21 protein-coding genes and 2 pseudogenes are annotated in these 22,827 nt (G+C 70.8%); 19 read left to right on the top strand and 4 right to left on the bottom strand.

What is annotated here, in order from left to right; translation table 11 throughout:
* Positions 1–99: 99 nt before the first annotated feature.
* Together KGS77_RS05395 and KGS77_RS05390 are read right to left on the bottom strand one after the other, a co-directional pair.
* A complete protein-coding gene (locus KGS77_RS05395) occupies positions 100–774 on the bottom strand; it encodes a response regulator transcription factor (protein WP_242579008.1) in 675 nt (224 codons plus the stop codon).
* 13 nt (positions 775–787) lie between these two features.
* Positions 788–1,948 (bottom strand): PD-(D/E)XK nuclease family protein, encoded by a 1,161-nt coding sequence (locus KGS77_RS05390; RefSeq protein ID WP_242579006.1) that lies wholly within the window; start codon positions 1,946–1,948, stop codon positions 788–790.
* Positions 1,949–2,198: 250 nt separating this feature from the next.
* Between KGS77_RS05390 and KGS77_RS05385 the strand changes: the two genes are divergently transcribed.
* From KGS77_RS05385 to KGS77_RS05375, 3 genes are all read left to right on the top strand, one after another.
* Positions 2,199–3,518 carry a site-2 protease family protein gene (locus tag KGS77_RS05385; RefSeq protein WP_242579004.1) on the top strand — a complete coding sequence of 440 codons (1,320 nt, stop codon included), beginning with the start codon at positions 2,199–2,201 and terminating at the stop codon, positions 3,516–3,518.
* Positions 3,519–4,127: 609 nt separating this feature from the next.
* Complete coding sequence (locus tag KGS77_RS05380) at positions 4,128–5,036, top strand: tRNA (adenine-N1)-methyltransferase (RefSeq protein ID WP_242579002.1); 909 nt, start codon at positions 4,128–4,130, stop codon at positions 5,034–5,036.
* 373 nt (positions 5,037–5,409) lie between these two features.
* Positions 5,410–6,039, top strand: coding sequence for a hypothetical protein (locus KGS77_RS05375; RefSeq protein WP_242579000.1), 630 nt, complete (start codon positions 5,410–5,412; stop codon positions 6,037–6,039).
* A 15-nt stretch (positions 6,040–6,054) separates the two neighbouring features.
* On the opposite strand, the gene KGS77_RS05370 is transcribed toward KGS77_RS05375, so the two are convergent.
* Positions 6,055–6,342 (bottom strand): ferredoxin, encoded by a 288-nt coding sequence (locus tag KGS77_RS05370; RefSeq protein WP_242578998.1) that lies wholly within the window; start codon positions 6,340–6,342, stop codon positions 6,055–6,057.
* Positions 6,343–6,583: 241 nt separating this feature from the next.
* Here KGS77_RS05370 and arc point away from each other — a divergent pair, with 241 nt between their 5' ends.
* The 6 genes and pseudogenes from arc to prcA all read left to right on the top strand — a co-directional run bounded on the left by arc (position 6,584) and on the right by prcA (position 12,594).
* The gene (gene arc, locus KGS77_RS05365) at positions 6,584–8,350 is read left to right on the top strand and encodes a proteasome ATPase (RefSeq protein ID WP_242578996.1); all 1,767 of its coding nucleotides are present in this window, start codon (positions 6,584–6,586) and stop codon (positions 8,348–8,350) included.
* 276 nt (positions 8,351–8,626) lie between these two features.
* Entirely contained in the window at positions 8,627–10,138 is a 1,512-nt protein-coding gene (dop, locus tag KGS77_RS05360) for a depupylase/deamidase Dop (RefSeq protein WP_242578994.1), read from the top strand.
* A 191-nt stretch (positions 10,139–10,329) separates the two neighbouring features.
* Positions 10,330–10,548, top strand: a complete 219-nt coding sequence (locus KGS77_RS05355; protein WP_242578984.1) for a ubiquitin-like protein Pup — start codon at positions 10,330–10,332, stop codon at positions 10,546–10,548.
* A gap of 127 nt (positions 10,549–10,675) precedes the next feature.
* Positions 10,676–10,872, top strand: a pseudogene (locus KGS77_RS05350) (endonuclease domain-containing protein); the annotation flags it as partial.
* Positions 10,824–11,669 (top strand): proteasome subunit beta, encoded by an 846-nt coding sequence (gene prcB / locus KGS77_RS05345; RefSeq protein WP_242578982.1) that lies wholly within the window; start codon positions 10,824–10,826, stop codon positions 11,667–11,669. The pseudogene KGS77_RS05350 and the gene prcB, both read left to right, overlap by 49 nt.
* Positions 11,670–11,733: 64 nt before the next feature.
* On the top strand, positions 11,734–12,594 hold the full coding sequence (prcA, locus tag KGS77_RS05340) for a proteasome subunit alpha (protein WP_242578980.1): 861 nt from the start codon (positions 11,734–11,736) through the stop codon (positions 12,592–12,594).
* A 155-nt stretch (positions 12,595–12,749) separates the two neighbouring features.
* Here the strand turns inward: prcA and KGS77_RS05335 are convergent.
* Positions 12,750–13,807 (bottom strand): annotated as a pseudogene (locus tag KGS77_RS05335) (LacI family DNA-binding transcriptional regulator).
* 382 nt (positions 13,808–14,189) lie between these two features.
* Here KGS77_RS05335 and KGS77_RS05325 point away from each other — a divergent pair.
* The 10 genes from KGS77_RS05325 (at position 14,190) to tatC (ending at position 22,827) form a co-directional block, all read left to right on the top strand.
* Positions 14,190–15,449, top strand: a complete 1,260-nt coding sequence (locus tag KGS77_RS05325) for an MFS transporter (RefSeq protein ID WP_242578978.1) — start codon at positions 14,190–14,192, stop codon at positions 15,447–15,449.
* Between the two features lie 9 nt (positions 15,450–15,458).
* On the top strand, positions 15,459–16,820 hold the full coding sequence (pafA, locus tag KGS77_RS05320) for a Pup--protein ligase (RefSeq protein WP_242578977.1): 1,362 nt from the start codon (positions 15,459–15,461) through the stop codon (positions 16,818–16,820).
* Positions 16,821–16,969: 149 nt separating this feature from the next.
* Positions 16,970–17,899: an FKBP-type peptidyl-prolyl cis-trans isomerase gene (locus KGS77_RS05315; RefSeq protein WP_242578974.1), complete on the top strand. Its 930-nt coding sequence runs from the start codon at positions 16,970–16,972 to the stop codon at positions 17,897–17,899.
* Positions 17,900–17,962: 63 nt separating this feature from the next.
* On the top strand, positions 17,963–18,337 hold the full coding sequence (locus KGS77_RS05310; protein ID WP_242578973.1) for an FKBP-type peptidyl-prolyl cis-trans isomerase: 375 nt from the start codon (positions 17,963–17,965) through the stop codon (positions 18,335–18,337).
* Between the two features lie 317 nt (positions 18,338–18,654).
* Positions 18,655–19,647: a WYL domain-containing protein gene (locus KGS77_RS05305; protein ID WP_242578971.1), complete on the top strand. Its 993-nt coding sequence runs from the start codon at positions 18,655–18,657 to the stop codon at positions 19,645–19,647.
* Positions 19,648–19,675: 28 nt separating this feature from the next.
* Entirely contained in the window at positions 19,676–20,626 is a 951-nt protein-coding gene (locus tag KGS77_RS05300; RefSeq protein WP_242578969.1) for a WYL domain-containing protein, read from the top strand.
* 12 nt (positions 20,627–20,638) lie between these two features.
* Positions 20,639–20,956 (top strand): phage terminase large subunit family protein, encoded by a 318-nt coding sequence (locus tag KGS77_RS05295; protein WP_242578967.1) that lies wholly within the window; start codon positions 20,639–20,641, stop codon positions 20,954–20,956.
* Between the two features lie 143 nt (positions 20,957–21,099).
* Entirely contained in the window at positions 21,100–21,300 is a 201-nt protein-coding gene (locus KGS77_RS05290) for a hypothetical protein (protein ID WP_242578964.1), read from the top strand.
* 206 nt (positions 21,301–21,506) lie between these two features.
* Positions 21,507–21,794: a Sec-independent protein translocase subunit TatA gene (tatA, locus tag KGS77_RS05285; protein WP_242578962.1), complete on the top strand. Its 288-nt coding sequence runs from the start codon at positions 21,507–21,509 to the stop codon at positions 21,792–21,794.
* Positions 21,795–21,909: 115 nt separating this feature from the next.
* Complete coding sequence (gene tatC, locus KGS77_RS05280; protein ID WP_242587302.1) at positions 21,910–22,827, top strand: twin-arginine translocase subunit TatC; 918 nt, start codon at positions 21,910–21,912, stop codon at positions 22,825–22,827.

Raw genomic sequence — 22,827 nt, 5'->3', positions numbered from 1 at the left:
CCTCATCGGTGCTCCGGTGCTGCGGTGCTCCAGGCCGAAGATCCACAGCATCTGCTGCTCCGGCGCCCGGCCGCCCGCTGCGTCCTGCGTCCGCCGCGCCTACTGCCCGCCCCCGGGGCGCACCAGTCCGCTCTCGTACGCGTACACCGCCGCCTGCACCCGGTCGCGCAGCCCCAGCTTGGTGAGCACATGCCCGACATGGGTCTTGACCGTCGTCTCGCTGACGAAGAGGTCCGCGGCGATCTCCGCGTTCGACAGCCCGCGCGCGACCAGCTTGAGCACCTCGACCTCCCGCTCGGTCAGGGTATGCAGGGTGTCGGGCATCGGCTCCTCACCGGAGGGCAGGTGCCCGGCGTACTTGTCCAGCAGCCGGCGCGTGATGCTCGGCGCGAGCATCGCCTCGCCGGCCGCCACCACCCGGATCGCCTGGACCAGCTCGTTGGCCGGCGCGTCCTTCAGGAGAAAACCGCTGGCCCCCGCGCGCAGCGCCTCGACCACGTACTCGTCCAGGCCGAAGGTCGTCAGCACCAGCACCTTGGCGGGACCGTCCTTCGCCGGCCCGGTGATCTGACGGGTGGCCTCGACCCCGTCCATCCGCGGCATCCGGATGTCCATCAGCACCACGTCGGGCTGCAGCGCCCGCACCTGGTCCAGGGCCTGCAGGCCGTCGCCCGCCTCACCGACGACCGCGAGGTCCTGCTCGGCCTCCAGGATCATCCGGAAACCGGTACGCAGCAACGGCTGGTCGTCGACCAGCAGGACGCGGATAGCCACAGGTTCTCCTTAGTTAGACCGGCTCCATTCTGCCCTGCTGATCACCATCGGCGACCGCCGGGCGGACCGGCAGCGGGTACACCGGGGGAGTGCCGCCGAATTCGGGACAGCGGGCCTGGTGGTCGCACCAACCGCACAACTTGGTCGGCCGGGGCCGCCAGTCGCCGCTGGCCGTCGCCCGCCGGATCGCCTCCCACAGCGCCAGCAGTTTGCGCTCCACCCGCCGCAGGTCGGCCTCACTCGGGTCGTACGTCAGGACGTCACCGCTGCCCAGGTACACGAGCTGGAGCCGGCGGGGCACCTGGCCGCGCAGCCGCCACACGACCAGGGCGTAGAACTTCATCTGGAAGAGCGCGCCCTCGGCGTACTCCGGACGGGGGGCCTTGCCCGTCTTGTAGTCGACCAGGCGCACCTCGCCGGTCGGCGCCACGTCGACCCGGTCGATGAAACCGCGCAACTGAAGGCCGGACTCCAGCACCGTCTCCACGTACAGCTCGCGGTCCGCGGGCTCCAGCCGGGTCGGGTCCTCCAGCGTGAACCACCGCTCGACCAGCGCCTCGGCCTCCGCCAGCCACCGCGCCAGCCGCTCGCCGTCCGGGTCGTCCTCGAACAGCTCGGCCAGCTCCGGCCGCTTGGCCAGCAGCTTCTCCCACTCACCGGGCACCATGGCGCGCGCGCCGGGAGCCGTACGCCGTGCCGCCGGGACGTCGAAGAGGCGCTCCAGCACCGCGTGCACGACCGTGCCGCGGGTGGCGGCGGCGCTGGGCTTCTCCGGCAGCTTGTCGATCACGCGGAAGCGGTACAGCAACGGGCACTGCATGAAGTCACTCGCGCGGGACGGGGAGAGCGCCACCGGCGCGCTCGCCCGGACGCCCTCCGGCGCGACACCCTCCGGCGCGACGCCCTCCGGTGTGGCGGCCCGGGCTTCGGCCTGCGTGAGGGACGGACCGGCCGCGGGGCCTTCGTTTCCGGCGTACGACGCGTCACGCGGCCCGCCCGCCGCCGCGCCGCCGCCCGGCCCGTTCCCGCCGGCCGGGCCGCCCACGCTGCCTGTGCCGCCCGCGCCGCCCGTGCCGCCCGTGCCGGTCCTGCCGTCCGGACCCTCCCCGCCGGCCGGTCCGGCCTCCTCGGCGTCCACGTCGGCCTGCCCGGCCTTCTCGGTGCTCGTTCCCATGGCATACGACCCTACGGCCCCGCACTGACAGTCCCCGCATCCGCGGAGGACGGGACGACGTCCGGCAAGGCCACCACCCGCGTCCCCCAAGGCCGGGAAGCGTCACCATGGAACCGAGACGAACCGAGACGAACCGAGACGCGGATCACCGCGAAGCGCTCCGCATACCATCGACGCCAGACCCTTTTGCCCTGCATGATCGTGGGACCGCGCCAGACAGGTGTGAAGACGCATTCGACGAGGGGACACCGTGGACGACAGCGGGAAGCCGCAGGAGACCCAGGAGCCCGCGCAGCCTCAAAGGCCCGCGCAGCCCCAGGGGTCGGCGCGGCCCCAGCCGCCCGGCCCGCCCGAGGCTTCCGGGGCAACCGGACCTTCCGGGTCCTCCGGCGCGCCGAAGGACCCGGGCCAGGGGAAGAAGCCCGGCGGCGGCATCCTCATGGGCCGCCCCTTCGGCGTGCCCGTCTACGTCGCCCCGAGCTGGTTCGTGGTCGCGGCCCTGATCACCTGGGTCTTCGGCGGCCAGCTCGAACGCGTCCTGCCGGAACTGGGCGGCGCCCGCTACCTCGTCTCGCTCTTCTTCGCCGTCGCCTTCTACGCCTCCGTACTGGTCCACGAGCTCGCGCACACCGTCGCCGCGCTGCGCTTCAAGCTCCCCGTACGCCGGATCCAGCTCCAGTTCTTCGGCGGGGTGTCGGAGATCGAGAAGGAGTCCGAGAGCCCCGGCCGCGAATTCGTGCTGGCCTTCGTCGGCCCGCTGCTCTCGCTGGTCCTGGCGGGCGCCTTCTATGGCGGGATGAAGCTGGTCGAACCCGCTACGGTCCCCGGCGTGCTGCTCGCCGGCCTGATGATCTCCAACCTCATCGTCGCGATCTTCAACCTGCTGCCCGGCCTGCCGCTGGACGGCGGCCGGATGCTGCGCGCCGTCGTCTGGAAGATCACCGGCAAGCCGATGGCCGGCACCGTCGCGGCGGCGTGGGTCGGCCGTGCGCTGGCCATCACCGTACTGATCGGCCTGCCGCTGCTCACCCACACCGGGGCGCTGGGCAACGCCCGCCCCGAGATCGGCGGCGCCGACTCCCTCACCGACGCCCTGCTCGCGGCGATCCTGGCGGCCATCATCTGGACCGGCGCGGGCAACAGCCTGCGCATGGCCCGGCTCCGGGAGCGGCTGCCCGACCTGCGCGCCCGTACGCTCACCCGGCGCGCCGTCCCCGTCGAGGCCGACACGCCGCTGTCCGAGGCACTGCGCCGGGCCCAGGAGGACGGCGCCCGCGCGCTCGTCGTGGTGGACCGCCAGGGCGGCCCGACCGCCGTCGTCCGTGAGGCGGCGATCGTCGGCGTCCCCGAGCACCGCCGGCCGTGGGTGACGGTGAGCGGCCTCGCCCAGGACCTCAAGGAGGGCATGCGGGTCTCGGCCGAACTGGCCGGTGAGGACCTCCTGAACTACCTGCGCGCGACCCCCGCGACGGAATACCTGGTGGTGGAGGAGACCGGCGAGATCTACGGCGTCCTGTCCACGGCGGACGTGGAACGAGCCTTCGTAGCCGCCATGGCCCGCCCCTCCTGAGCCCTGCCCCACCCCACCCACCTTGAGCCCCCGCCCCCGCCGCACCCGTCGCGTCCCGCGCCGCACGGTTCCCGGCCGGCCCCTGCGGGTAACCCCCGGTCGGGGGACAAGTCGCGTTCGATTTGCCCTGTAGGCGCTCAGCCGGGCAGTAGCCCGCCCAGCCCTCGCCGCCGGCGTCCGTACGCGTCCAGCCCGGCGGTCGCCCGCCCAGCCGCGTACCGTCGGTCTCCGTATGCGGACAGCCCGGTGCCTGCCGGTCCAGTCCCCGACCGCCCGGCCCCGTTGCCGACAGCCCGGCGGTCGCCCGCTCAGCCTTGGCCGCGCCCCGCATCGGACGGTTCCCGGCCGGCCCCTGCGGGTAACCCCGGTCGGGGGACAAGGCGCGTTCGATTTGCCCTCTAGGCGCACAGCCCGGCGATCGCCCGCCCGCCGCGTACCCCCCGCCGCGTACCGTCGGCCTCCGTATGCGGACAGCCCGGCCTCCTCACACCAACCCGCCCGACTGCCCACCGCTCGGCCACCCGCCCCGCGGCCACCCACCCGCACGGCCCACAGCCCCGGCCTCCCGCCCTGGTACGGAGCGGTCCGTGCGCCCGGTAGGCTGGTCACATGTCCGAACCGACCGGTGCCGCCCGCCGTCGCGGGCCCTTCAAGGTCGGGGACCAGGTCCAGCTCACCGACCCCAAGGGACGCCACTACACCTTCACGCTCGAAGAGGGCAAGAGCTTCCACACCCATAAGGGAGCCTTCCCCCACGACGAGCTGATCGGTGCTCCCGAGGGCAGTGTTGTCCGTACCACCGGGAACGTCGCCTACCTCGCGCTGCGCCCGCTGCTCCCCGACTACGTCCTGTCCATGCCCCGCGGTGCCGCCGTGGTCTACCCCAAGGACGCGGGGCAGATCCTGGCGATGGCCGACATCTTCCCCGGCGCCCGCGTCGTCGAGGCGGGGGTGGGGTCCGGCTCGCTCAGCAGTTTCCTGCTGCGTGCCATCGGCGATCAGGGCATGCTCCACTCGTACGAGCGACGGGCCGACTTCGCCGAGATCGCCACGCAGAACGTGGAGCGCTACTTCGGCGGCCCGCACCCCGCGTGGACCCTCACCGTCGGTGACCTCCAGGACAATCTCTCCGACACCGACGTCGACCGGGTCATTCTGGACATGCTCGCCCCCTGGGAGTGCCTGGAGGCCGTCTCCAAGGCGCTCGTCCCGGGCGGCATCCTGTGTGCGTACGTGGCGACGACCACGCAGATGGCCCGTACCGTCGAGGCCATCCGTGAGCACGGCACCTTCAACGAGCCGTCGGCCTGGGAGACCATGGTCCGTACCTGGCACGTAGAGGGTCTGGCCGTCCGCCCCGACCACCGCATGATCGGCCACACGGGCTTCCTGCTGACCGCCCGCCGGCTCGCGGACGGCGTCGAGCCGCCGCTGCGCCGGCGCCGGCCCGCCAAGGGCGCGTACGGCGAGGACTACACGGGTCCGGGCAGCACCAGCGGCTCCGCCGAGCGCGGCTGACCTGCCGGTGGCCGAGGGGCCACAGCTCGCAGCCGACCGCCGGCGGTCGGCAGTGGCCCATTGTCCGTATGTACGGACTTGAAGGACTGGGCGCCGCCGTGGAGTTCCCCGAACGGGGGCCCACGGCGGCGCTTCGCCGTTCCGGCGGTGGGGCGGCGGGGCAGCGGGGCGGTCGTGATGTGTGGCACGCCCGCATCGTCGGCCCCTTTACCGCCCCGCCCCTCGTGTCCGCTCATATGCGCCGCCCGGCCCCGTTCGCCTGCTTTTCTGTTCGTCGGGCAAAACCCGGCCCGGGTTGTTCCCCCCGGGCCCCGCCCTGTGGAACGATGCTGGGCACCCCCATCGCCACAGCTCTTCACAGGAGTTATCGCGCGTGCAGTTCTCGGCAGGCCAGGACCTTCCGTACGGCCAGGACCTCCCGCACACCCGTACCCGCGCGGTGCACTGGCTCGTCACCGCCGCGGCCCTCGCGGCGGTCGTGGCGGGCTCGTCCTTCCTCCGTCCTGCCGACGCCACGGCCACGTCCCGGGGCTCCGCGCCCGGCGAGGCGGCTCCGGCTCCTGGTCCGCAGGCGGTGACGTACCCGATCGACTGCGGCCCGAACCGGCCCGACGTGGTGCGGCGGGCCTCCGGTGATCTCGACGGTGACGGGCGTCCCGAGACGGTCGCCGTCGTACGCTGCCACACGGAGGCCGGGACGCCGCCCAGCGGCATCTACGTCCTGGCCCGGGCGGCGGCCCGCGGCTCCGCGGTCCGCATCGTGGCCACCTTGCTCGCGCCCTCGGACAAGCGCGGCGTCGAGGGGTTCGGCCTCGAAAGGCCCGAGGGCGACGGCCGGCCCGCCGACGGCGCCGCCGCGATCCGGGCGACGCTCGTGGGCTACTCCTCGGCCGATGTCCCTCAGTGCTGTCCGGATGTGCGCGACAGCGTCAAGTGGCGGTGGCGTGAGGGCGAGTTCGTGCGCAGCGCGGTCACCCCGGGGGTGGCTACGCAGCGTGCGTGATCGACTACGGGCCGTCTACTCGGCGTCGGGGCCGTACACCTCGACCCCGTCCGAAATACGACGTACATGGATGCAGTCGCCGGGACAGTCCTTGGCGGAGTCCCGTACGTCATTGAGCAGCGGCAGCGGTACGGGTGTTGTGGCGCCCTTGTCCTGCAGCAGTTCGTCCTCGGGGCTCTTGACGTAGGCCAGCCCGTCGATGTCGAGTTCGAAGACTTCTGGGGCGTATTGCGCACAGATGCCGTCACCGGTGCACAGATCCTGGTCGATCCACACCTCTAGAGCTTCGTCCTGCGCGGTCATGTCGCCTGCCGTTCCTGCGTACGTGAATCAAATGGGGCCAGCCCTGACGGGTGTTGACCGACTCGACGATACAACCGGTCGCTTTCTGATGTTGCTGGGTGGGTATTCCCCTGCTGTGAGGACGTGCGCAAGGGTGAAGATCGGACACACCCCGACAGTCTTTTCGATCTAGGGGTTTCAACCTGCACCGGCCCAGGTAGGGTCAGGAAGCGTCCAGCTCCCCTTGGAGGAGGTGAGGACCGTGGCAGCCCACGACGACGACATCAACCGCGGCATCCGGCCGGGGCGGGGGTCTGAAGACCCTGCCGGCCAGGTCGCCTATCTTGAGCAGGAGATCGCCGTCCTGCGACGCAAGCTCGCCGACTCTCCGCGTCACACGAGGATTCTCGAAGAGCGGATCGTCGAGCTGCAGACCAACCTGGCCGGCGTTTCGGCGCAGAACGAGCGACTCGCCAACACGCTCCGTGAGGCGCGCGACCAGATCGTCGCCCTCAAGGAGGAGGTCGACCGGCTCGCGCAGCCGCCGGCCGGCTTCGGTGTCTTCCTGCAGGCGAACGAGGACGGCACGGCCGACATCTTCACCGGAGGCCGTAAGCTCCGGGTGAACGTCAGCCCCAGTGTCGAGCTCGATGAGCTCAGGCGTGGCCAGGAGGTCATGCTCAACGAAGCACTCAACGTGGTCGAGGCCATGGAGTTCGAGAACGCCGGGGACATCGTCACCCTCAAGGAGATCCTTGAGGACGGCGAGCGCGCCCTGGTGATCGGGCACACCGACGAGGAGCGGGTGGTGCGGCTCGCCGAGCCCCTGCTGGACATCACCATCCGCCCCGGCGACGCCCTGCTTCTCGAACCCCGCTCCGGCTACGTGTACGAGGTCATCCCCAAGAGCGAGGTCGAGGAACTGGTCCTCGAAGAGGTCCCGGACATCGACTACACGAAGATCGGCGGTCTCGGCAGCCAGATCGAGATGATCCGTGACGCGGTCGAGCTCCCGTACCTCTATCCCGACCTGTTCAAGGAGCACGAACTGCGCCCGCCCAAGGGTGTGTTGCTGTACGGCCCGCCGGGCTGCGGCAAGACGCTCATCGCCAAGGCGGTCGCCAACTCGCTGGCCAAGAAGGTCGCCGAGGTGACCGGGCAGCCCGCGGGGAAGAGCTTCTTCCTCAACATCAAGGGCCCCGAGCTCCTCAACAAGTACGTCGGTGAGACCGAGCGGCACATCCGGCTGGTCTTCCAGCGGGCCCGGGAGAAGGCGAGCGAGGGCACACCCGTCATCGTCTTCTTCGACGAGATGGACTCCCTCTTCCGCACCCGCGGCTCGGGGGTGAGCTCGGACGTGGAGAACACCATCGTCCCGCAGCTCCTCTCCGAGATCGACGGCGTGGAGGGTCTGGAGAACGTCATCGTGATCGGTGCCTCCAACCGGGAGGACATGATCGACCCGGCGATCCTGCGCCCCGGCCGCCTCGACGTGAAGATCAAGATCGAGCGTCCGGACGCCGAGGCCGCCAAGGACATCTTCTCCAAGTACCTCACCGAGCGGCTGCCGCTGCACGCGGACGACCTCAGTGAGCACGGCGACTCGCGCAAGGCCGCGGTCAGCGGAATGATCCAGTCGGTCGTCGAGCAGATGTACGCGGAATCGGAGGAGAACCGCTTCCTGGAGGTCACCTACGCCAACGGCGACAAAGAAGTTCTGTACTTCAAGGACTTCAACTCCGGCGCGATGATCGAAAACATCGTCGGGCGTGCGAAGAAAATGGCGATCAAAGCCTTCCTGGAGCACAACCAGAAGGGCCTGCGGGTCTCCCACCTGCTCCAGGCGTGCGTGGATGAGTTCAAGGAGAACGAGGACCTGCCGAACACCACCAACCCGGACGACTGGGCCCGTATCTCCGGCAAGAAGGGCGAGCGGATCGTCTACATCCGTACGCTGGTCACCGGCAAGCAGGGCGCGGACACCGGTCGCTCCATCGACACGGTGGCGAATACCGGCCAATACCTGTAACAGCGCTCTCCGGCTGCGGATGTCCTGCACGGGGCGTCCGCAGCCGGACGCTTTTCGGGGCCCTGAGGGGCGGTCCCCGGGAAGCCGGCGATGAAGCGGGGAAAACCGGACTGGAGCAATGACTGTAATGATCTCCCCAGCGCCGCAAAGGCGTTCTAGGCTCTTCGGTACCGCCGCGTCACGCACTGCGGGAGCGGGGACCGCATACGGACCGGAAGCGCAGCGGTACTTGAGCGCCGACCCCATCCGGGGGCGCCGCCGGGCAAGGAGGGCCGCATGACCGTACGGCGAGTAATGGGAATCGAGACGGAGTACGGGATCTCCGTCCCCGGCCACCCGAACGCCAATGCCATGCTCACCTCGTCCCAGGTCGTCAACGCCTACGCTGCGGCGATGCACCGGGCGCGACGCGCCCGCTGGGACTTCGAGGAGGAGAACCCGCTGCGGGACGCCCGAGGCTTCGACCTCGCCCGCGAATCCGCCGACGCCAGTCAGCTCACCGATGAGGACATCGGTCTGGCCAACGTGATCCTCACCAACGGGGCACGGCTCTACGTCGACCACGCCCACCCGGAGTACAGCGCTCCGGAGGTCACCAACCCACGGGACGCGGTGCTGTGGGACAAGGCCGGCGAGCGCATCATGGCCGAGGCCGCCGAGCGCGCGGCCCAGGTCCCCGGCGCCCAGCCGATCCACCTCTACAAGAACAACACCGACAACAAGGGCGCCTCCTACGGGACGCACGAGAACTACCTGATGAAGCGGGAGACGCCCTTCTCGGACATCGTGCGCCATCTGACGCCCTTCTTCGTCTCCCGCCAGGTCGTCACCGGCGCCGGCCGGGTGGGGCTGGGCCAGGACGGGCACGAGCACGGCTTCCAGCTCAGCCAGCGCGCGGACTACTTCGAGGTCGAGGTGGGGCTGGAGACCACGCTCAAGCGCCCCATCATCAATACCCGCGACGAGCCGCACGCCGACGCGGAGAAGTACCGCCGGCTGCACGTGATCATCGGTGACGCGAACCTCTCGGAGATCTCCACCTATCTCAAGCTCGGGACGACCGCCCTGGTCCTGTCGATGATCGAGGACGGCTTCATCGCCGTGGACCTCGCGGTCGACCAGCCCGTACGCACCCTCCACCAGGTCTCGCACGACCCGACGCTGCGCCACCTGGTCACGCTCCGCAGCGGCCGTACGCTGACCGCCGTACAACTCCAGATGGAGTACTTCGAGCTGGCCCGCAAGTACGTCGAGGACCGCTTCGGATCGGACGCGGACGAGCAGACCAAGGACGTCCTGGCCCGCTGGGAGGACGTGCTGGGGCGGCTGGAGAACGACCCGATGACGCTCTCCGGGGAGCTGGACTGGGTCGCCAAGCGGGAGCTGATGGAGGGCTACCGCCGCCGCGACGGCGTGGACTGGGACGCGGCCCGGCTGCACCTGGTCGACCTCCAGTACGCCGACGTACGGCCCGACAAGGGCCTGTACAACCGGCTGGTGGCCCGCGGCAAGATGAAGCGGCTGCTGGAGGAGCCGGATGTGCGCCGGTCGCAGCTCAAGCCGCCGGAGGACACCCGGGCCTACTTCCGCGGGCGCTGCCTGGAGCAGTACGCCGACGACGTGGCGGCGGCCTCCTGGGATTCGGTGATCTTCGACCTGCCGGGCCGTGACTCCCTCCAGCGGGTGCCCACGCTGGAGCCGCTGCGCGGGACCCGGAACCACGTCAAGGAACTCCTGGACCGGTGCCGTACGGCCGAGGACCTGGTCAGGGTGCTTTCCGGCAGTTGAGCGGCCGGGGCGCCACGGACGGCCGGTACGGGCACGGAGCGGCCGGGGCACGCCTGAAAAGACTCCCGGACGGGAATCATCGAGGTGACTCCCGGACGTTGGACAAACAGCAGGGCTGATGTCGGACCCAGCTTGTAGGGTCTGATCTTGACAGTCACATCGAGCGGGGCGAACCGAGCGGGGTGAGGGATATGGCGACCAAGGACACCGGCGGCGGACAGCAGAAGGCATCGCGTTCCACCGAGGAGGTCGAGGAGCAGGCGCAGGACGCGCAGGCCACGGACGACCTCAAGGAGCGCCAGGAGAAGCTCTCGGACGACGTCGATTCCGTGCTCGACGAGATCGATGACGTACTGGAGGAGAACGCCGAGGACTTCGTGCGGTCGTTCGTGCAAAAGGGCGGGCAGTAGAAAAATCGGGGCATGTCCGACCTTTTGCGGACCGATGCGTCGCGCGTGGGACAGGGTGACGTCGCCGCGCGCGGCGCCCGGCCGGCGTACGGGACGGCCCGCCGGGCCCCAGGACCTCCGCACGGCCTGTGTGCGGGCCGCCGCGCATGTAGATGATGACCATGAGGCGGGTAGGGTCCAGACGTACTGTGCGCCAGCAGCAACGCAGCGCTGGGCCAATTCAAGGATCGGCCGGACGCCTTCAGGCGGGCGGCCGAATATCTGGAAGGAAACGTGTGGAAGCCAACACTCGTAGCACCGGGCGTCTACCTGCGGCCTTCCTGACGCCCGGGTCCTCGTCGTTCATGGACTTCCTCGGTGACCACGCGCCGGAGCTGCTGCCCGGCAACCGCCCGCTGCCGCCCGTGCAGGGCGCCGTCGAGGCACCGCATGGCACGACGATCGTGGCGGTCTCCTTCCCCGGAGGCGTCGTGCTCGCCGGTGACCGGCGGGCCACGATGGGCAACGTCATCGCGCAGCGCGACATCGAGAAGGTCTTCCCCGCCGACGAGTACTCCGCGGTCGGCATCGCCGGCACCGCCGGACTCGCGGTGGAGATGGTCAAGCTCTTCCAGTTGGAGCTGGAGCACTTCGAGAAGGTCGAAGGAGCCCAGCTCTCCCTGGAGGGCAAGGCCAACCGGCTGTCGACGATGATCCGCGGCAATCTCGGGATGGCCATGCAGGGCCTGGCCGTGGTGCCGCTGTTCGCCGGCTGGGACGTCGACCGCGAGAAGGGCCGTATCTTCTCCTACGACGTGACCGGCGGGCGCTCGGAGGAACACGGCTTCGCGTCCACCGGCTCCGGTTCGGTCTTCGCCCGCGGCTCCCTCAAGAAGCTCTACCGCGAGGACTTCACGGAGCAGCAGGCCGCCATGTCCGTCGTCCAGGCGCTGTACGACGCCGCGGACGACGACTCGGCGACCGGCGGGCCCGACCTCGGCCGGCGGATCTACCCGATCGTCACGGTCATCACCGAGGACGGCTTCAGGAAGCTGACCGAGGCCGAGGTGTCGGAGATCGCCCGGTCCGTCCACGAGCGGCGGCTCCAGGAGCCGGACGGCCCCCGGGCCGCGCTCCTGTGACAGGGCGGATGATCCCATGCATGCGTCACTGAGAGAGCCACTGACAGAAAGGGACGGATAGCCGGTGTCGACGCCGTTCTATGTCTCACCCCAGCAGGCCATGGCCGACCGCGCCGACTACGCCCGCAAGGGCATCGCGCGCGGGCGCAGCGTCGTGGTACTGCAGTACACCGACGGCGTGGTCTTCGTCGCCGAGAACCCCTCCCGCGCCCTGCACAAGGTCAGCGAGATCTACGACCGCATCGCCTTCGCCGCGGTCGGCAAGTACAACGAGTTCGAGAACCTGCGCATCGGAGGGGTGCGCTACGCCGATCTGCGCGGCTACACCTACCACCGGGAGGACGTGACCGCGCGCGGCCTGGCGAACGTCTACGCCCAGACGCTCGGCACGATCTTCTCCAGCGCCGCGGAGAAGCCGTACGAGGTCGAGCTGATCGTCGCCGAGGTGGGCAACCGCCCCGAGGACGACCAGATCTACCGGCTGCCGCACGACGGCTCGATCGTGGACGAGCACGGCTCGGTCGCCGTCGGTGGCAACGCCGACCAGATCAGCAGCTATCTGGGCGAGCACCACCGCGACGGCATGACGCTGGGCGAGGCGCTCAAGCTCGCGGTCGACTCGCTCTCGCGCGACAACAACGGCGGCGAGCGCACGCTGACCGCCGAGCAGTTGGAGGTCGCCACGCTGGACCGTACGCGACCGCAGCAGCGGAAGTTCAAGCGCATCCTGGGCCGCCAGCTCTCCCGGCTGCTGGAGGACAACGGCGGGGCGCTCGCCGAGGGCGGGCAGGAGACGGACGGCTCCGGGGACGGCGGGGAGTCTTCGGGTTCCTCGGGCTCGGCTGAGGGCTCCGGTACGGGCTCCGGCTCCGGATCCGGATCCGGATCCGGGGAATCCTCGGGGTCCGCGGACGCCAAGGAATAGGCGCCACGGGGCCGGCTCCGGGGGGCAGGCCGTCCGCCGGTCGCGGACGTCCGTCACCCTGCTCCTCCGTGGCCGCCCTCGTCCGGCGCCCTGGCCCGGCTCCCTTGCCCGGCGTCCACGTCCGTACGTACGGCTCGCTCCGCGCCCCGGTGGGTTCAACACCCGCCGGGGCGCGCCGCGTTGGACGCGGTGCCGGACGCCGCGGGGGCCCCGGGCGCGGCCGGCGGGGCCGGGGCCGTCGAGCCGCGGGGACCAGGGTGACCGGCAGGGTCGTGGTGGCGGTGGGCGGCCGGCCGTCCAGTGTGGTGATCAGCGCCCGCATCCCCGCCGCGCCGAAATCCTCGGCGGGCAGCCGTACGGTCGTCAGCTCCGGCTCCACCGCCGTCGCCAGCGCCAGGTCGTCGAACCCGCCGACGGAGAGGTCCTGCGGCACCCGCAGCCCCAGCCGCCGGGCGGCCTTGCAGGCGCCGGCCGACAGCAGGTCGTCGTCGCACAGCAGGGCCGTGGGCCGCGGCCCCGGCCCGGTCAGCGCCGACTGCGCCGCCTCCAGACCCGCCTCCACGGCGAGTGCGGCCGGCACGGTCCGCAGCACGGTGCCGGGCACCTCGCCCACCACCTCCGCCAGCGTCCGGGCCCGCAGATGGAAGGTCCAGGAGTCGATGTCGGCGGCGAGGTGGGTGATCCGCCGGTGGCCCAGGGACAGCAGATGGCCCGCCAACTGCCGTACCCCGTCGGCGATGTCGAGGTTCACCGTCGCCGTCGCCTGCGGATCCCCCGGGTCGTTGTCCAGCATCACCAGCGGCAGGCCCTCGCCCCGGATGAGGTCCAGCGCCTCGGCCGCCATGGAGGAGGCCAGGACGCCGTCCAGTGAGGCGCGCGCGGAGGCGAACGGGTCGCGGGCCGGCCCGATGCCCTCGGGGGAGGGGTACAGGACGACACCGAAGCCGTGGTCGGCGGCGACCTGGGCCGCGCCCGTATAGACCCGGGCGAAGAACTCGGTGGTCAGCGCCGGGACGACCAGCAGGACCGTACGGGTGCGGCCCAGGCGCAGGCTGCGCGCGGCCAGGTTGGGCCGGTAGCCCAGGTCCCGCGCCGCCGCGCGGACCGCCTCGGCCTTGCCCGGCGAGACCCGTCCGCGCCATTTGTCGCCGAGGACCAGGGAGACCGCCGCCTGTGAGACTCCGGCGGCGCGCGCCACGTCGCGGCTGGTCACGCGGGGGGCGCTGCCGTTCTTGGGAGCCGCGCCGCCGCCGTTTCCGGGAACCGTCCCGCCACCGGTGCCGGGAACCGTCCCCCCGCCGTTGCCCCCGCCTTCCTTCCCGCCGGTCCCGGCGCCGTGGCCGTCATCGGCGCCGTTCCCGTGCGCGCCCCCACCGGTCACGTCGGCCCCATCGCTCACGTCGGTCCCGGCGCTGTCGCCGTCGTAGCCGTCGCCGCCCTCGCGGCCGGCCGGCGGGCCGGGCCTGCTGGTCACCTTCGTCCTCGCTCCTCGCGTCACCCGGCACGGGCTGGACCCGTGGCCTTGGGCCATGGTACGTATGACGGCGGACGTTATACGTAACACTTCCCGGGTCGCCGGGCGGAAAGAGGCGGAGATGGCCGCGGGATATGCGGATCTGCTCAGAACGCGGCATGCGGCGCGTCTGCTGGCCGGGACGCTGATCGGCAGGCTGCCCAACGCGACCGGGCCCCTGGCGGTGGTCCTCCTCGCCCGCGCCGAGGGCGGCGGCTACGCCCTGGCGGGCGCGCTGTCGGCGGTCTACGGCGTCGCCAACGCCGTCGGCCAGCCGCTGCTCGGCAGGGCGGTGGACATGTACGGCCAGCCGCGGGTGCTGCTGCCCTCGGCGGTCCTCTCCGCCTTCGGCGCCGTAGCGTTCGCACTCCTCGGGCTCGACCCGCTGCCGGCCGCCTACGCCGCCATGGCCGTCGCCGGCTTCTTCACCCCGCCCCTGGAAGGCAGCCTGCGCGCCCTGTGGCCCAAGGTCCTCAAGCGTGAGGACCAGGTGCACGCCGCGTACGCGCTGGACGCGGTGGCCCAGGAAGTGATGTTCGCCGTGGGGCCGCTGCTGGTCGCCCTGGGCGTGGCCCTGTGGTCCGAGCGGGCGGCGCTGCTGCTGATCAACGCCGTAGGCGTGCTCGGTGCGCTCTCGGTGGTGCTCTCGCCGCCGTCCCGGCAGTGGCGCAGCGCACCGCGCGAGGCGCACTGGCTGGGTGCGCTGCGCTCGGCGGGCATGCTGGTCCTCATAGGCTCCTTCCTCTTCATCGGGCTCGCCCTCGGTTCGATAGCGGTCGCCGCGGTCGCCTACGCCGACGAGCACGGCGGCGGCCTGATCTCCAGCTATCTGCTCGCCGCGCTCAGCGTCGGCGCGCTCATAGGCGGTGTGGTGTACGGGGCGCGGCAGTGGCCGGGGCACCCGGAGAACCGGCTGCGCCTGCTGGTCCTTCTGCTCGCGCTGGGCTATCTGCCGCTCGCGCTGACGCCGGGGACCGCCGCGATGACCGTCCTGACCGGCGTCGCGGGACTCTTCCTGGCGCCCTCGCTGGCCTGTGCCTTCGTCGTGGTGGACCGGCACGCCCCCAAGGGCACGGTCACCGAGGCGTTCTCCTGGCTGGTGACGTCCTTCGGGGTCGGGTCCGCGCTGGGCATGACCGTCGTGGGACCGGCGGTGGAACACGGCGGGTCGGGGGCGGGATTCGCGGTGGCGGGCGGCGGCGGCCTCGCGGCGGTGCTCGTACTGCTGTCGGCACGGCGCTTCCTGGCGTCTCCCGTGCGACGTACGGATGACGGGAGCCCGGCGGAAAATGATCGGAACGGGGCCGTCGAACCCGGTTTCAGAGCAGGCCGTCAGGCGTAATGTTCAGTCATGGACCGCCGCATTTTCGGGCTGGAGAACGAGTACGGCGTCACGTGCACGTTCAGGGGACAGCGCCGACTGTCTCCTGACGAAGTGGCGCGGTACCTCTTCCGCCGTGTCGTGTCATGGGGCCGCAGCAGCAATGTCTTCCTGCGGAACGGCGCCCGGCTGTACTTGGACGTGGGTTCGCACCCGGAATACGCAACTCCCGAGTGCGACAACGTGACCGAACTGGTCACCCACGACAAGGCGGGCGAGCGCATCCTTGAGGGCCTGCTCGTCGACGCCGAGCGCCGACTGCACGAGGAAGGAATCGCCGGCGACGTCTACCTCTTCAAGAACAACACCGATTCGGCGGGCAACTCCTACGGTTGCCACGAGAACTACCTCGTGGCGCGGCACGGGGAGTTCTCCCGGCTCGCGGACATCCTCATCCCGTTCCTGGTCACCCGTCAGCTCCTGTGCGGGGCGGGAAAGGTGCTCCAGACGCCGCGCGGCGCCGTCTACTGCGTCAGCCAGCGCGCCGAGCACATCTGGGAGGGCGTCTCCTCCGCGACGACCCGCTCCCGTCCCATCATCAACACCCGTGACGAGCCGCACGCCGACGCCGAGCGCTACCGCCGGCTGCACGTCATCGTCGGCGACTCCAACATGTCCGAGACGACGATGCTGCTGAAGGTCGGCGCCACCGACCTCGTGCTGCGCATGATCGAGGCCGGGACGGTGATGCGGGACCTGACCCTGGAGAACCCGATCCGGGCCATCCGCGAGGTCAGCCACGACATAACCGGTCAGCGCAAGGTCCGGCTGGCCAGCGGGCGCGAGGCGTCGGCGCTGGAGGTCCAGCAGGAGTACTACGAGAAGGCCGTGGACTTCTGCGAGCGCCGCGGCATCCGTACGGGCACCGTCGAGCGGGTCCTGGAACTGTGGGGCCGTACGCTCCGGGCCGTCCGCGAGGAGGACCTCGACCTGATCTCCACCGAGATCGACTGGGTCATGAAGTACCAGCTCATCGAGCGCTACCGGGCGAAGAACAACATCACGATGTCCCACCCGAGGGTGGCGCAGATAGACCTGGCGTACCACGACATCCACCGCCGCCGGGGGCTGTACTACCTGCTGGAGCGCAAGGGGCAGGCGACCCGGATCTGCAACGACCTGAAGATCTTCGAGGGCAAGTCGGTGCCCCCGCAGACCACCCGCGCGAGGCTGCGCGGCGACTTCATCCGCCGGGCGCAGGAGCAGCGGCGGGACTTCACGGTGGACTGGGTCCATCTCAAGCTCAACGACCAGGCGCAGCGTACGGTCCTGTGCAAGGACCCCTTCCGGTCGGTGGACGACCGGGTCGAGAAACTGATCGCCGGCATGTAAGGCGCACCGGCGGCGGCAGACGGCAGAGAGCCGCGGCGCGGCGGGAGCGGCGGGGCCCGTGATACGGGGGCTCCGCCGCTCCCATGTCGTGGTTAGAGTGACCCCGACCGATCGTGCCCGTCCACAACAGCCCGTCTTGAGGGATATTCGTGCGCCGTACCGCAGCCCTGCTGGCCGTTCCCCTGCTGCTCGTCTCCGCCGCGGCCTGCGGCAGCGAGGACTCCTCGTCGTCCACGCCCGGGGGCATCCCGGCCGTCAGCGGCGGGAACGCCAAGAAGCCTGTCATCGACAAGGGCGAGGGCGACCCGCCGAAGAAGCTCCTGACCAAGGTGCTGAAGGAGGGGAGCGGACCGGTGGTGGAAAAGACCGACCTCCTTACGGCGAAGTACGTCGGCCAGACCTGGCAGGGCCAGATCTTCGACGACAACTCCTGGAAGAAGGGCGAGCCCGTCGCGTTCCAGATCGGGGTCAACGCGGTCGTCAAGGGCTGGGACGAGGGCCTGGTCGGCAAGAAGGTCGGCAGCCGGGTCGAACTGGTCATCCCGCCGGACAAGGGGTACCGGGACCAGGCCCAGGAGAACATTCCGGCGAACTCCACCCTCGTCTTCGTGGTCGACCTGGAGAAGACCACCTCGATCAGGCCCAAGGGCAAGAAGGCGCAGCAGGACGCGGCGCTGCCGCAGGTGGCGACCGACACCGACGGCAACAAGGCCCCCAAGATCACCGTGCCCAAGGGCAAGGACGCCCCGACCGAGATCGTCGCCAAGCCGGTCATCGAGGGCACCGGCAAGGAGGTGACGGAGAAGAACCAGATCGTCACCAATTACACCGGCGTGCTCTGGAAGGACGGCAAGCTGTTCGCCGACACCTGGCAGCAGAACCCGCAGAACCCCCAGATGGCGCCGTCGCCGGTGACCCAGTCCCTGGACATGCTGCCGGGCTGGAAGGAAGCGCTCAAGGGGCAGAAGGTGGGCAGCCGGGTCCTGATCGTCGTGCCGAAGGAGAAGCTGACCAAGGAGCAGAGCAAGCAGATCGACTCCGCCCTGGTCTTCTCCGTGGACATCATCGATGTCGCGTGACGTGACCGGGTATCTGCAAGACTGTGGCGGTAATCGTAAAGATTCGTTCGTAGGAGCACATTCGTGAACATCGACAAGCCCGAGATCGACTTCCCGGAGGGCCCGGCTCCCACAGAGCTGGAGATCGTGGACCTGTGGGAGGGCGACGGGCCGGTCGCCAAGGCGGGGGACTTCGTCAAGGTCCACTACGTCGGCGTCTCCTTCAGCACCGGCGAGGAGTTCGACGCGAGCTGGAACCGCGGCAACCCGCTGGAGTTCCAGCTCGGCGCCGGCCAGGTCATCGCCGGCTGGGACCAGGGCGTGCAGGGCATGAAGGTCGGCGGCCGTCGCCGGCTGACCATCCCGCCGCACCTGGGCTACGGCGACCGCGGTGCCGGTGGCGGCCGTATCGCCCCGGGCGAGACGCTGATCTTCGTCTGCGACCTGATCGCCGTCTGATCACTGTCTGACACTGCCCGGTCAGTGCTTGATCGCCGTCCGGTCGTTGCCTGACCGCTGTCCGACCGCTGTCCGACTGCTGTCTGATCGCCGTCCGGCCACTGTCGGATCGTGACCGGCCACGTCTGACGCCGTCCGGTCGCCGGTTTCCGCTTCCCGTACGGAGACCGGTGCCCGGCCCCGGAATGCGGACACCAGGCCGTAGCACCCGGCCGGCACACCGAGGGCCCGCGCCGAGCGGCGCGGGCCCTCGGCTTTTGTCGTACGTACGCGGAGCGGTACGGTCATCGGTCGGGAGTCAACGAGAAAGGGCGTCGATGGCGATTGCCAAGGCCGAGCGGCTGATGAACCTGGCGCTGTGCCTGCTGGGGACCCGGCGCCCCCTCACCAAGCGCGAGCTGCGCTCGTCCATCGAGGCGTACGTCGAAACCTTTGGCCCGGGCGACGACCCGTCCGGCAACGACGACGCCTTCAACCGGATGTTCGAGCGCGACAAGGACGATCTGCGCGAGCTGGGCCTGGTCATCGAGACGGTCGACAGCCTCGAAGGCGACACCGGCTACCTCGCCCGCCGCGACAGCAACCGCCTCCCGCCGATCACGCTGGACGCCGAGGAGGCCGCCGCCCTGGGCCTGGCCGCCAAGATCTGGCAGCAGGCCCGGCTCGCCGGTGCCGCCAGCGGCGCGCTGCAGAAGCTGCGGGCCGCCGGCATGCCGCTGGCCGAGGACGACGACGCCTACGACGACCGGCAGCCGCACAGCGCGCTGGAGCCCCGCATCCCCGCCCACGAGGCGGCCTTCGAGCCGCTGATGCTGGCCTGCCGCGACCGCCGCCCGGTCGTCTTCGACTACCGTAAGTCCAACGCCGCCCGCCCCGAGCAGCGGCAGGTCGAACCGTGGATCCTGGAGTGCTGGCGCGGCCACTGGTACCTGGCCGGCTGGGACCGCGGCCGGCAGGCCGAGCGGGTCTTCAGGCTCTCCCGGATCACCGGGAAGGTCCGCTCCCGGCAGGGCGCCTTCACCGCCCCGGTGCCCGACCACGTCACCGTCCGCGAGACCGTCGAGAGCTGGGCGGGCGAGACCGCCACCGGCACCGCCCGCATCAAGCTCCGCAGCGACCACGGCTACCCGCTGCGCGCCCGCGCGCTGAGCGTGCGCGGGCTGGGGGACGGCTGGGACGAGCTGGAGATCCCCTACGGGCACGGACTGGACGCCTGGCTGGTGGAGTTCGGCCCCGACGTGGTGGTGCTGGAACCCGCCGAGCTGCGGGCCGACGTCGTGGACCGGCTGCGCGCCGTGGCCAAGGGCTGAGCAGGGCTGAGAGGGACGCACACACTCCATGGCTACCAACGCGATCGACCAGACCCGCCGGATGCTCTCCCTGGTGACGTATCTGCGCGAGCGCCCCGGCGCCCGCGTCGGCGACGTCGCCCGCGCCTTCGGCATCTCCGAGGACGAGCTGATCGGCGACCTCGACGTGCTGCCCATGTGCGGTACGAGCTTCCGCGGCGGCGACCTGCTGGACATCGACACCGACGGCGACCGGATCTGGTGGCACAACCCCGATGACGTGGCCGAGCCGCTGCGGCTGGCCGCCGACGAGGCCACCGCGCTGCTGGTCGCCGCCCGCGCCGTGGCCACCCTGCCCGGGCTGCGCGAGGGCGACCGGCAGGCGCTGCTGCGCGCCACCGCCAAGCTGGAGGCCGCGGCCGGCGAGGCGGCCGGCGCCAGCTCCCGGCTCTCGGTCACCTTCGAGTCCGAGGGCGGGGTCTTCGCCGACGTGGACCGTGCCATCGCCGAGCGCCGCCGGCTGTGGCTGCGCTACTACTCGCCCGCGCGCGATGAACTCACCGAGCGCGAGGTGGACCCGATCCGGCTGTTCGCGGTCGGCCACACCTACGTCGAGGCATGGTGCCGGCTCTCCGAGGCACGCCGTACCTTCCGGCTCGACCGGGTCGCCGAGATCAAGCTGCTGGACGCCCCCGCCGACCCGCCGCCCGTCGAACTGCGCGACCTGTCCGAAGGGCTCGTGCAGCCCGCCGCCGAGGACCCCGAGGTGATCATCGAGGTCGGGCCCGGCGGGCGCTGGGTCGCGGAGTACTACCCGCACGACAGCGCCGAGGAACTGCCCGACGGCGGGCTGCGGATCACCCTGCGCACCCCCGAGCCGGCCTCGCTGCGGCGGCTGGCGCTGCGCCTGGGCCGGGACGGGCGGATCGTGGCCCCGCAGGCCCTGGCGGACAGCGCCCGGCAGGCGTCCCGGCTCGCGCTCGCGGCGTACGGCGAGTAAGGGGCCCGGACGATGGCACGCACCTTGACGCCGTCGGCGCCCGGGACGCCGCCCGTACCGCGGGCAGCGGCTGCCCCTGCCCCGGCTTGCGCCGCGGGCCCCGCGCGGCACCCCGCGGTGCTCTTCAAAGCGGCCTGCCCGAGCTGCCGTGGCCGCTTCGAGCTGGCCTCGGACGCCTTCCGGCTGGCCATCGGCGCCAGCCGGCGTACGACGTTCTACGCCTTCACCTGCCCCGACTGCGGTACGGCGGTCCGCAAGCCGGCGGGGGAGCGGATCGTGGAACTCCTCACCGGCGGCGGGGTACGCGCCCTGCGCCTGCACTCCGCCTGACCCGCCCGTACCCGTCCACCGGGCCCCGGCCCGGGCCCGGGCCCCTGGAGGCGACCACGGCACCGGCCCCCATGCGTCCCTCCTTGCGCCGTATGTCACATTCCCCCGACGATTCCTCTGCCGCCCCTCGATAGGCTCCCCTTATGTTCTGGCCCATGCTCGCTGTCGCCCTCGGCTTCCTCGGCCTCGCCGTACTCGGCGTCCTCGCCGTCCGCGTCTTCGTCGAAGTCCGGCGGCTGTCCCGGCAGGTCGCCCAGACCTCCCGGCGCATCCAGCGCGCCGCCGGTGACCTGGAGCGCGCGGCGGCCCCCCTGGCCGCGCGGGCCGGGAAAGCAAAGAGCTGACGGCCACTGCTGCCACCTGCGCGTGACCGGTACGCTCGGAACGCGGGCCGAAGAGTGAGGCGCGGCCCGCAACCGGGAGTACGCACAGGGATTGTCCAGCGTTTACCCCTGCGCGTTACGATCGCTGCTAGCACGGCGGACGGACATGTGTCCGGTCAGTCAGGCAGCCCCCAGCCCCAGCCGCCTCGGTGAGAAGGTACCCAGTTATGTTCGGTGGAAAGATCGGCACAGTCGAGATCCTCCTCATCCTTGTCGTCGTCATTCTGCTGTTCGGTGCGAAGAAGCTTCCCGACATGGCGCGTTCGCTCGGCAAGTCCGCCCGCATCCTCAAGAGCGAGGCCAAGGCGATGAAGTCGGAGGGATCGACGACGCAGACGGCGCCGTCCGACCCGCCGAACGCGTCGGAGGCCCCCAAGACGATCAAGGCCGCTCCCGGTGACGTGAGCGGCGGCCGGCCGGTGGCGCAGCCGTCCGACAGCACGACGCAGCGCTGACCGAGGGCCGGACCGGGCAACGGCCACGGGCCGTTGCCTCTGCACGAGATGAGGACGTGGGGTGCTGAAGTCTGGTCTTCGGAAGAACCGCGCGGAGAAAGACCCCGAGGGGCGGATGCCCCTGGTGGAACACCTGCGTGAGCTGCGCAGCCGGCTGCTGAAGTCGGTGCTGGCGATTCTCGTCGCCACGATCGTCGCCGCGTTCTTCTACGAGGAGATCATCAATTTCGTCACCAGGCCGGTGCTGAAAACCGTCGGCTGTGACGCGCTGTTCACGGAACTGGCCAAACAGCGTAAGGGCACCACCTGCGCCCGCATCGTGATGATGGACCTGCTCGGGCCGTTCGCGCTGGCACTGAAGGTGTCGCTGATGGCCGGTGTCATCCTGGCCTGTCCGGTCTGGCTCTACCAGTTGTGGGCCTTCCTGGCTCCGGGCCTGCACCGTCACGAGAAGAAGTATTCGCTGAGCTTTGTCGCCACCGGATTCCCGCTTTTCCTGGCCGGCGGGTACTTCGCCTATTCGGTGCTGCCGACCACCGCGAAGGTGCTCATCGAGTTCACGCCGATCGGTGTCGACAACCTGCTGACGCTGGAGAAGCTGCTCGACCTCGTCACCCGTATGATCATCGTCTTCGGGCTGTCCTTCCAGCTCCCGCTGATGCTGGTGATGCTGAACTTCGGCGGGGTGCTCAGCGCCCGGCGCATGCGCGGCTGGTGGCGCGGCATGGTCCTGGGCATCACGGTCTTCTCCGCCGTCGCCACGCCCAGCACCGACCCCCTGACGATGATCGTCCTGGCGGCGCCGATCTGTCTGCTGTACTTCGCCGCGGTCGTGGTCGCCACGATGAACGACAACCGCAGGGAGCGTCGGGTGGCCGAGGGACCGGCCGACGACGAGGCGTCGGAGCTGGACCTGACGCCCGAGAGCATCGGTGAGGTCGAGCCGGTGGCCAGTGGACACCTGCTGCCCGAACAGGGCGGCGGCGCCGAGAGCCCGGCCTCGCGGCGCGGCGGGTACGACGACGCGACCTGA

Origin of the sequence: Streptomyces sp. MST-110588, assembly GCF_022695595.1 — a bacterium.
GTDB lineage: Bacteria > Actinomycetota > Actinomycetes > Streptomycetales > Streptomycetaceae > Streptomyces.
This window is presented reverse-complemented; position numbering and strand designations above follow the sequence as displayed.

What these genes read in the sequence shown, in the direction of transcription:
- KGS77_RS05290 (WP_242578964.1), top strand. Translation starts at nt 21,100, where the DNA reads ATGTTCTGGCCCATGCTCGCTGTCGCCCTCGGCTTCCTCGGCCTCGCC.
- dop (WP_242578994.1), top strand. Translation starts at nt 8,627, where the DNA reads ATGACCGTACGGCGAGTAATGGGAATCGAGACGGAGTACGGGATCTCC.
- KGS77_RS05370 (WP_242578998.1), bottom strand. Translation starts at nt 6,342, where the DNA reads ATGACCGCGCAGGACGAAGCTCTAGAGGTGTGGATCGACCAGGATCTG.
- KGS77_RS05355 (WP_242578984.1), top strand. Translation starts at nt 10,330, where the DNA reads ATGGCGACCAAGGACACCGGCGGCGGACAGCAGAAGGCATCGCGTTCC.
- KGS77_RS05325 (WP_242578978.1), top strand. Translation starts at nt 14,190, where the DNA reads ATGGCCGCGGGATATGCGGATCTGCTCAGAACGCGGCATGCGGCGCGT.
- KGS77_RS05300 (WP_242578969.1), top strand. Translation starts at nt 19,676, where the DNA reads ATGGCTACCAACGCGATCGACCAGACCCGCCGGATGCTCTCCCTGGTG.
- KGS77_RS05295 (WP_242578967.1), top strand. Translation starts at nt 20,639, where the DNA reads ATGGCACGCACCTTGACGCCGTCGGCGCCCGGGACGCCGCCCGTACCG.
- tatC (WP_242587302.1), top strand. Translation starts at nt 21,910, where the DNA reads ATGCCCCTGGTGGAACACCTGCGTGAGCTGCGCAGCCGGCTGCTGAAG.
- KGS77_RS05380 (WP_242579002.1), top strand. Translation starts at nt 4,128, where the DNA reads ATGTCCGAACCGACCGGTGCCGCCCGCCGTCGCGGGCCCTTCAAGGTC.
- KGS77_RS05390 (WP_242579006.1), bottom strand. Translation starts at nt 1,948, where the DNA reads ATGGGAACGAGCACCGAGAAGGCCGGGCAGGCCGACGTGGACGCCGAG.
- tatA (WP_242578962.1), top strand. Translation starts at nt 21,507, where the DNA reads ATGTTCGGTGGAAAGATCGGCACAGTCGAGATCCTCCTCATCCTTGTC.
- KGS77_RS05305 (WP_242578971.1), top strand. Translation starts at nt 18,655, where the DNA reads ATGGCGATTGCCAAGGCCGAGCGGCTGATGAACCTGGCGCTGTGCCTG.
- pafA (WP_242578977.1), top strand. Translation starts at nt 15,459, where the DNA reads ATGGACCGCCGCATTTTCGGGCTGGAGAACGAGTACGGCGTCACGTGC.